This is a genomic window from Nakamurella sp. (assembly GCF_048594475.1).
In the GTDB taxonomy this organism is placed as follows: domain Bacteria; phylum Actinomycetota; class Actinomycetes; order Mycobacteriales; family Nakamurellaceae; genus Nakamurella.
In genome coordinates this window covers 1-7,303 of record NZ_JBMDXT010000227.1, presented here as the reverse complement: position 1 = coordinate 7,303, position 7,303 = coordinate 1, and the positions used below count along the sequence as shown (strand labels likewise).

Genomic DNA, 7,303 nt, shown 5'->3' with positions numbered 1-7,303 from the left:
GGTGAAGTTCCTGGTCCAGGGCACCCTGTACCCGGACGTCGTCGAATCCGGCGGCGGCACCGGCACGGCCACCATCAAGTCCCACCACAACGTCGGCGGGCTGCCCGAGGACCTGCAGTTCCAGCTGGTCGAGCCGCTGCGGGCGCTGTTCAAGGACGAGGTGCGGGCCCTGGGTGCCGAGCTGGGCCTGCCGCCGGCCATGGTCAAGCGGCACCCGTTCCCGGGGCCGGGGCTGGGCATCCGGATCATCGGCGCGGTCGACGCCCAGCGGCTCGAGGTGCTCCGCGCCGCCGACGCCATCGTCCGCGAGGAGATGACCGCGGCCGGGGTCGACGAGCAGATCTGGCAGTGCCCGGTGGTCCTGCTGGCCGACGTCCGCTCGGTCGGCGTGCAGGGCGACGGCCGGACCTACGGGCATCCGATCGTGCTGCGCCCGGTGTCCAGCGAGGACGCGATGACGGCGGACTGGTCCCGCCTGCCCTACGACCTGATCGCCCGGATCTCCAACCGCATCACCGGCGAGGTGCCGGAGGTGAACCGGGTGGTGCTCGACGTCACGAGCAAGCCCCCGGGCACCATCGAGTGGGAGTGACCCCGGCCGATCCCCCCGGCCCCGGCGGCGGGTCCGGTCCGGCCGGCGGCCGGGCGCGGGTCTGGTTGATCGTCGCGCTGGGCGCGCTGTCGGCGTTCGGGCCGCTGTGCCTGGACATGTACCTGCCGGCGTTGCCGGAGCTGCCGGGCGAGCTGAACTCGACGTCGTCGGCGGCGCAGCTGACCCTGTCCGCCTGCATCGTCGGGCTGGCGGTCGGCCAGCTGGTCACCGGGCCGTTGTCCGACCGGCTGGGCCGGCGGCGGCCGCTGCTGGTCGGCGTCGCGATCTTCGTTCTCGCCTCGGCCCTGTGCGCCGTCACCACCTCGATGACCGCGCTCATCGGTCTGCGGCTGGTGCAGGGGGCCGCCGGGGCCGCCGGCATCGTCATCGGGCGGGCGGTCATCGCCGACCTGTTCACCGGCAAGGCCGCGGCCGCGTTCTTCTCCGCCGTCGCCTCGATCAACGGGCTGGCGCCGATCCTGGCCCCGGTGATCGGCGGGCAGGTGCTGCGGGTGGGCACCTGGCGGACGGTGTTCTGGGTCCTGGCCGGCATCGGGGTGGTGCTGCTGGTGCTCTCGCTGGTGATCGTCCGCGAGAGCCTGCCGCCGGACCGGCGGTCGGCCGGGGGGCTACGGGCCACCCGGACCGCGTTCGCGGCCCTGGCCCGGGACCGCGGGTACGTGGGCTGCGTGCTGGCCGGGTCGCTGGTGACCGCGGCGATGTTCGGCTACATCTCGGCCTCGCCGTTCGTGCTGCAGGACCGGTTCGGCCTGTCCGCGCAGTGGTTCAGCGCCTGCTTCGCGCTCAACGCGCTGGGCATCGTCGCGGCGACCCAGCTCGGGCGGCTCCTGCTGCGCCGGACCACGTCCCTGACCCTGCTCACCGTCGGCGTGCTGCAGGGCCTGGTGGGGGCGGTGCTGCTGGCGGTCACCGTCGCCGCCGGCTGGGGTCTGCCGATGGTGCTGGCCGCCCTGTTCGTCATGGTGTCGGCGGTCGGCTTCGCGCTGCCCCACGCGTCGGCGATCGCGATGGACCGGCACCGCCTGATCGCCGGCTCGGCCTCCGCGCTGCTCGGGCTGACCCAGTTCGCGCTCGGCGCGGTCACCGCCCCGCTGGTCGGGCTGGGCGACCCGGCTTCGGGGGCGGCGCTGGCCGTGGTCGCGCTGGCCGCGACCGGCCTCGGGACGCTGGCCCTGCTGGCCGCCCGGCCGGTCCTGGGCCGCGGACCCGGGCCGGACCGGACCGTGGCCTCCGGCTGACCGGGCCTCCGACCGAACCCGCGGCGGCGCCCAAGGCGCGCGGGCGCCGCACTGCGTTCCGTCCCGGACGCCGAACGGCCCCGCCGGCGGGTGGCGGGGCCGTTGGTGGCTCCTGGCCGGTGCACCGGAGCGTGCGGTCAGCTGCGCTGGCGGCCTCGCCCGGGCAGGGCCGTGACGAGCAACCCGATGCCGATCGCCGCGACCACCCCGGCGAGCACCCACTTCGTCGCAGTGTTGAGCAGCCACCACGGGTCCCCGGAGAACCCGGCGGACGCGACCGACAGGAAGATCAGCGAGAAGATCAGCCCGATCCAGTTCACCCCGCGCCGGCGGGCCGTCGCCCGCGTGCCGTCAGCCATGGCGCACCGTCGCCTGGCCCGCGCCGACGTGCACCGTCAGGTTGATGGTGCCGTTGTCCGACGATCCGTCCTGGCTGGTGGTGATCTCCTGGTGCAGCCCGTCCTGGCGCTCGCCCAGGCAGTCGATCTCCCCGGCGTTGGCCGTGCAGGTCAGGTTCACTGCGGTCTCGCTGGGCACGATCACGGTGGCCTGCCCGGCCCGCACCGTCAGCTCGGTGTCCACCGTCTGGCCGGCCCGCAGGTCGAGCTGGCGCAGGTCGAGCGTGCCCTGACCGCCGTTCAGCTCGAAGTCCTGGGTCGCCGCGGCCACCGTGGTCGGGGCCCAGGTCTGCTGCCCGTAACCGGTGGTGCCGTTGATCCCGGTGATCGTCAGGGCCAGGGTCACCAGCGACAGGAAGATGCCCGGACCGATCAGCGACCGGCCCTGGCCGCGCAGCGACGCGATCAGCAGGCCCACCGCGACGATCGTCAGCGCGACCGCGGCCACGCCGGCCCAGGACAGCGCCCACCAGCCCTGCAGGCTGCCGACCGCGGCCAGCCCACCGACCAGCAGCACCATGCCAAGAGTGATCCGGCCGATGACGTTCCGGTCCCGCGGGGCCGGCGGGGCCGGTGCCGCGGCCGGCTCGGGCAGGTCCCAGGCGAACGGGGCGACGCCCAGCGGGTCCCAGGCCGGCGGGGCCGGCGGGGCGGGCGGCTCGGCCGGTCCGGCCGGGGCGTCCTTGCGCAGGTTGACCCGCGTCGGGTCGGCCGCGGCCGGACGCTGCTCGTCCCAGAACGCCGGCTGCTCGAACGGCGACGGTGCCTGTTGCTGCTGACCCGGCGGGCGCTCGCCGGACGTGCCGGACCAGGGCTGACGGGCGACCCACTGCTCCGCCTGCTCGCCCCAGGACCGGCCGGTCTCGGTCGCCTTCGCCGCCCACTGGTCCACCCACGGCGTCCCGCCGTGCGCGGTGTGCCTGGTGCACGAGCGGCCCTTGTTGCGGGCGACCAGCACCACGACCACGCCGGCGATGACCAGCGGCCAGAACGGCAGGCCCCAGGAGAACATCGACATGATCGAGATGGCCGCGACGACGGCCAGGCCGACCGCCAGCACCGGCGGCGTGGCCGACCGGCCCCGCCCCAGCAGCGCCTCGCCCGGGGACACCTCGTCGCCGTCGGCCGGCAGCAGCAGCCAGCCGAGCACGTACAGGGTCAGACCGAAGCCGCCGAAGATCGTCAGCACGACGAACGCCACCCGGATCAGGACCGGATCGACGCCGAAGGTGCGACCCAGCCCGCCGGCGACGCCGGCGATCTTGCGGTCGGCACCGGACCGCCGGGGGCGCCGCGACCACCAGTCTCCGCCGGGGGCGCCGGTCCCGGTGGGCTGTTCCTGATGCGTACTCATGATGTGAACAGTGCGCCCCTGGACCCGTCCGGCACCATCGGGGATGACCCTGGTTCGCGCTTCCAGGGTGAACCCGCATACCGCCGGGGCCCGTTCCGTGTGACTCTGGAGAGGTGAAGTTGTCCGCGCGGCACCGCATCCACCGGTCCGGGGCGACCCCGCCGCCGGGTGGGGCCGCTCCGGACGTCGCCGAACCCGACGCCCGTCCGACGGCGCCGATCCCGGTCGTGCCCGGGCCGTCCCCGGACGGTTCTGCCATGCCCGGGCCGCTGCCACCCCGGCCGGCCGGACCCGGGTCCGATCCGGGTGTCCGCACCGTGACCGGCCCGTCCGGCGGGCCGGCGGCGCCCGGCGTCGTGCCGCCCACCGCCCCCGACCGGCCCGATCCGGCCGACCGGCCCGATCCGGCCGAACGGCGGGCCGCCGATCGTGCGGCCGAGCGCGCGGGGGACCGGACCGCCGACGGCATCCCGAAGCTGACCCGGCGCCGCGACTACCGGGTGCTGGGTGGCGTGGCCGGCGGCATCGCCGACCACCTCGGCGTCGGCGTGCTCTGGGTGCGGGTGGCCTTCGTGCTGCTCGCGCTGATGGCGGGCGCGGGCATCCTCGCCTACGGGCTGCTCTGGATCTTCGTTCCCCAGGCGTCCGCCGACGCACCCGCACCCCGGCCGGCCAGCCCGCAGGAGCGCCGGCAGGCGTTGGGCATCGCCGCCGTCGGCGTGGCCATCCTCATCGTCGCCGCGGCGATGGGGCTGGGCGACACCCTGGGCGGCGTCCTCGGCCCGCTCGGCCTGGCCGCCATCGGCGCGGCCTTCATCTGGCGCGAGGCCGACGACGCGCGGCGGGCCCGGTGGCGGCGGTCCGCGGCCGGCATCGTCGGGCCGTCCCGCGGGGCCTGGCTGCGGCTGGTCGGCGGCTGCGTGCTGGTCGTCGGCGGACTGTCGGTCTTCGCCCTCGGCCAGTCCGATTTCAGTGCCGTCCGGTCGGCGTTGCTGGCCGTCGTGCTGACCCTGGTCGGCGTCGCCGTCATCACCATTCCGTGGTGGGTGCGTCTGGTCCGCGACCTCGGTGACGAGCGGCAGGGCCGGATCCGGGAGAAGGAGCGGGCCGAGATCGCGGCCCACCTGCACGACTCGGTGCTGCAGACGCTGGCGCTGATCCAGCGACAGGCCGGCGACAGCAAGGAGGTGCAGCGGCTGGCCCGCAGCCAGGAACGGCAGCTGCGCACCTGGCTGTACGGGCCGGCCGGGTACGCCGCCGGGTACGGGGCGGCGACCCCGGGCGAGCCGGCCGCGCCGGTGGACCAGACGTTCGCGGCCGGCCTGGCCGAGGCGGCCGGCGAGGTGGAGGACACCTACAACGTGGCGGTGACGCCGGTGATCGTCGGCGACGCACCGATGGATCAGCACCTCAACGCGCTGGTCGCGGCGGCCCGCGAGGCCATGGTCAACGCGGCCAAGCACGCGCAGGTCGAGGAGATCAGCGTCTACGCCGAGATCGAGGACGGCACCGCCAGCGTCTTCGTCCGGGACCGCGGCGTCGGGTTCGACCCCGCCGTGGTGGGATCGGACCGGCGCGGGCTCGCGGAGTCCGTCCTCGGCCGGATGGAACGGCACGGCGGCACCGCTTCGGTCCGCTCGTCGCCGGGCAACGGTACGGAGATCGAACTGAGCGTGCCGGTCCGCGACGCCGGCCCGGAGCCGGCCGCCGCCGGGAGCAGACAGCAAGGGGACGCACCAGCATGACGCAGCCGGTCACCGTGTTCGTGGTCGACGACCACGCCCTGTTCCGCACCGGGGTCAAGGCCGAACTGGCCGGTCTGGGGGACGACCGGATCGCGGTCGTCGGCGAGGCCGGCTCGGTGGGGGAGGCGGTCGTCCGGATCACCTCGAACCCGCCCGACGTCGTCCTGCTGGACGTGCACATGCCCGACGGCGGTGGTCGCGCGGTGCTGGAGCAGGTCCACGCCGGCCTGCCCGACGTGGTGTTCCTGGCGTTGTCGGTCTCCGACGCGGCCGAGGACGTCATCGCCGTCATCCGGGCGGGCGCGCGCGGCTACGTCACCAAGACGATCTCCGGACGGGAACTGGCCGACGCCATCGTCCGGGTCTCGGCCGGCGACGCGGTGTTCTCGCCCCGGCTGGCCGGCTTCGTGCTGGACGCGTTCTCCGATCGCGGCGGTCCGGCCCCGGTGAGCGATCCGGAGCTGGACCTGCTGTCGCCGCGCGAGCGGGAGGTGCTCAAGCTGCTGGCCCGCGGCTACGCCTACAAGGAGATCGCCGCGCAGCTGTTCATCTCCATCAAGACCGTGGAGACCCACGTGTCCAGCGTGCTGCGCAAGACCCAGAAGTCCAACCGTTACGAGCTCTCGCGCTGGGCTTCGGACCGCCGCCTGGTCTGACCCGGTCCGGCGAGCCGGCCCGCGCGGATCAACTGCGCCGGCGCGGACGACGCCAGCGCCGATGTGACGGGTGGGACGCGAGTCGCCGACTTCGGCCGCGCGGGGTCGGGCACCGGACGGACCGGCCGGCCGGGATCCCGGTCCCGCACCCGGACGCCCTGCTCGATCCCGGCCTCGGGTCGATCCGTTGGCGACCTACCTGCGGCCTACTTGCGGCCGAGCTTGCCCCGACCCATGGCCAGCAGCATCATGCCCAGGTCGGTGCCGGCCGGCCCGAGGGCGCGGAAACGCTCCAGCACGGCCATCTCCCGGCTGTAGACGATCTTCGGTCCGCCCAGGCTCTTGCGCGCGGTGCCGATGGCGTGCGAGATCGCGGTCCGGCGCAGGATCAGCTCGACGAGCTTGGCGTCGATGTCATCGATCTCCAGCCGGAGCTCATCGATCCCCTCCTGACTCTCCGGGACGGGCACTTCCTCGGGCGTTCCGCTGGCGTCGATGTCCGGCTCCGTGATGGTCGATCGGGTCCGCAGGTGCACCGGAAGGGTCGGGGCGGTGGGCTGCGGGGCGGTCAGGGCAGTGGTCATGATGATCCTCCTCGGCCCCCGGTCGCGAGTCCGGGACACGAAAAACGCCCCGGGTCTCGCGGACCTCGGGGCGTCGTCGTGGGCGGGTGGCTCAGCCTCGGACGGGCACCGGGATCCGGTACCCATAAAAAAACTCCGGCCGCGCGGGCGCGCGTCGGGAGTCGGCCAGGCTGGACATGGCCCCAGTAGACCACACCCCCCGGCGCCCGCGCCAGCGTCCCGCAGGCGGTGCCCGGCCGCCGAGGCATTCATGATCAACTTGACCGGGGTGAGCCGAACAGGTGATCGAGTCCGGTGCCCGCGCGGTGACCCGGGAGTGTCAGGCCCGGCGGGTAGCGTGAGCACCGTCATGACGAGTCTTTTCGATCTCCCCACCTTCGGCCTGGCCGAGCCCGGGCCGTCGCCGGCCGAGCTCGCGCGGCAGCGGGCGGAGCGGGCCCGCGAGCGCGCCGCCGAGCTGCTGGAGGGTCTCAATCCGCCGCAGCAGGCGGCCGTCGAGCACCGCGGCGCCCCGCTGCTGGTGGTCGCCGGCGCCGGGTCCGGCAAGACCCGGGTGCTGACCCGGCGGATCGCGTACCTGCTGGCGGTCGGCGGCGCGCAGCCCGGCGAGATCCTGGCCATCACGTTCACCAACAAGGCCGCCCGCGAGATGAAGGACCGGGTGTTCGACCTGGTCGGTGGGCGCGCGCGGTCGATGTGGGTGTCGACGTTCCAC

At 74.6% G+C, this 7,303-nt stretch carries 7 protein-coding genes and 1 pseudogene; 5 read left to right on the top strand and 3 right to left on the bottom strand.

Features of this window, described 5'->3' with window-relative positions; all coding sequences use genetic code 11:
- Together ACOJUF_RS10630 and ACOJUF_RS10625 are read left to right on the top strand one after the other, a co-directional pair.
- Window positions 1-592, top strand: a pseudogene (locus tag ACOJUF_RS10630) (GMP synthase (glutamine-hydrolyzing)); the annotation flags it as partial.
- Window positions 589-1,851 carry a multidrug effflux MFS transporter gene (locus ACOJUF_RS10625; RefSeq protein ID WP_420121822.1) on the top strand — a complete coding sequence of 421 codons (1,263 nt, stop codon included), beginning with the start codon at window positions 589-591 and terminating at the stop codon, window positions 1,849-1,851. The pseudogene ACOJUF_RS10630 and the gene ACOJUF_RS10625, both read left to right, overlap by 4 nt.
- 137 nt (window positions 1,852-1,988) lie before the next feature.
- On the opposite strand, the gene ACOJUF_RS10620 is transcribed toward ACOJUF_RS10625, so the two are convergent.
- Both ACOJUF_RS10620 and ACOJUF_RS10615 read right to left on the bottom strand, forming a co-directional pair.
- Window positions 1,989-2,210: a hypothetical protein gene (locus ACOJUF_RS10620; RefSeq protein WP_420121821.1), complete on the bottom strand. Its 222-nt coding sequence runs from the start codon at window positions 2,208-2,210 to the stop codon at window positions 1,989-1,991.
- Entirely contained in the window at window positions 2,203-3,603 is a 1,401-nt protein-coding gene (locus ACOJUF_RS10615) for a PspC domain-containing protein (protein ID WP_420121820.1), read from the bottom strand. Before ACOJUF_RS10615 ends, ACOJUF_RS10620 begins: the two co-directional genes overlap by 8 nt.
- A 257-nt stretch (window positions 3,604-3,860) precedes the next feature.
- On the opposite strand from ACOJUF_RS10615, the gene ACOJUF_RS10610 reads away from it, so the two are divergent.
- Both ACOJUF_RS10610 and ACOJUF_RS10605 read left to right on the top strand, forming a co-directional pair.
- A complete protein-coding gene (locus ACOJUF_RS10610; RefSeq protein WP_420121819.1) occupies window positions 3,861-5,348 on the top strand; it encodes a PspC domain-containing protein in 1,488 nt (495 codons plus the stop codon).
- Complete coding sequence (locus ACOJUF_RS10605) at window positions 5,345-6,004, top strand: response regulator (protein WP_420121818.1); 660 nt, start codon at window positions 5,345-5,347, stop codon at window positions 6,002-6,004. Before ACOJUF_RS10610 ends, ACOJUF_RS10605 begins: the two co-directional genes overlap by 4 nt.
- A gap of 206 nt (window positions 6,005-6,210) precedes the next feature.
- Here the strand turns inward: ACOJUF_RS10605 and ACOJUF_RS10600 are convergent, their stop codons facing one another.
- A complete protein-coding gene (locus tag ACOJUF_RS10600; protein WP_420121817.1) occupies window positions 6,211-6,588 on the bottom strand; it encodes a chorismate mutase in 378 nt (125 codons plus the stop codon).
- A gap of 349 nt (window positions 6,589-6,937) precedes the next feature.
- On the opposite strand from ACOJUF_RS10600, the gene ACOJUF_RS10595 reads away from it, so the two are divergent.
- A partial coding sequence (locus tag ACOJUF_RS10595; protein WP_420121816.1) for a UvrD-helicase domain-containing protein occupies window positions 6,938-7,303 on the top strand: 366 nt, incomplete at its 3' end.

Excerpts from the sequence above, each read along its gene's own strand:
- ACOJUF_RS10620 (WP_420121821.1), bottom strand. The coding sequence starts at position 2,210 with ATGGCTGACGGCACGCGGGCGACGGCCCGCCGGCGCGGGGTGAACTGG.
- ACOJUF_RS10615 (WP_420121820.1), bottom strand. The coding sequence starts at position 3,603 with ATGAGTACGCATCAGGAACAGCCCACCGGGACCGGCGCCCCCGGCGGA.
- ACOJUF_RS10610 (WP_420121819.1), top strand. The coding sequence starts at position 3,861 with ATGCCCGGGCCGCTGCCACCCCGGCCGGCCGGACCCGGGTCCGATCCG.
- ACOJUF_RS10605 (WP_420121818.1), top strand. The coding sequence starts at position 5,345 with ATGACGCAGCCGGTCACCGTGTTCGTGGTCGACGACCACGCCCTGTTC.
- ACOJUF_RS10600 (WP_420121817.1), bottom strand. The coding sequence starts at position 6,588 with ATGACCACTGCCCTGACCGCCCCGCAGCCCACCGCCCCGACCCTTCCG.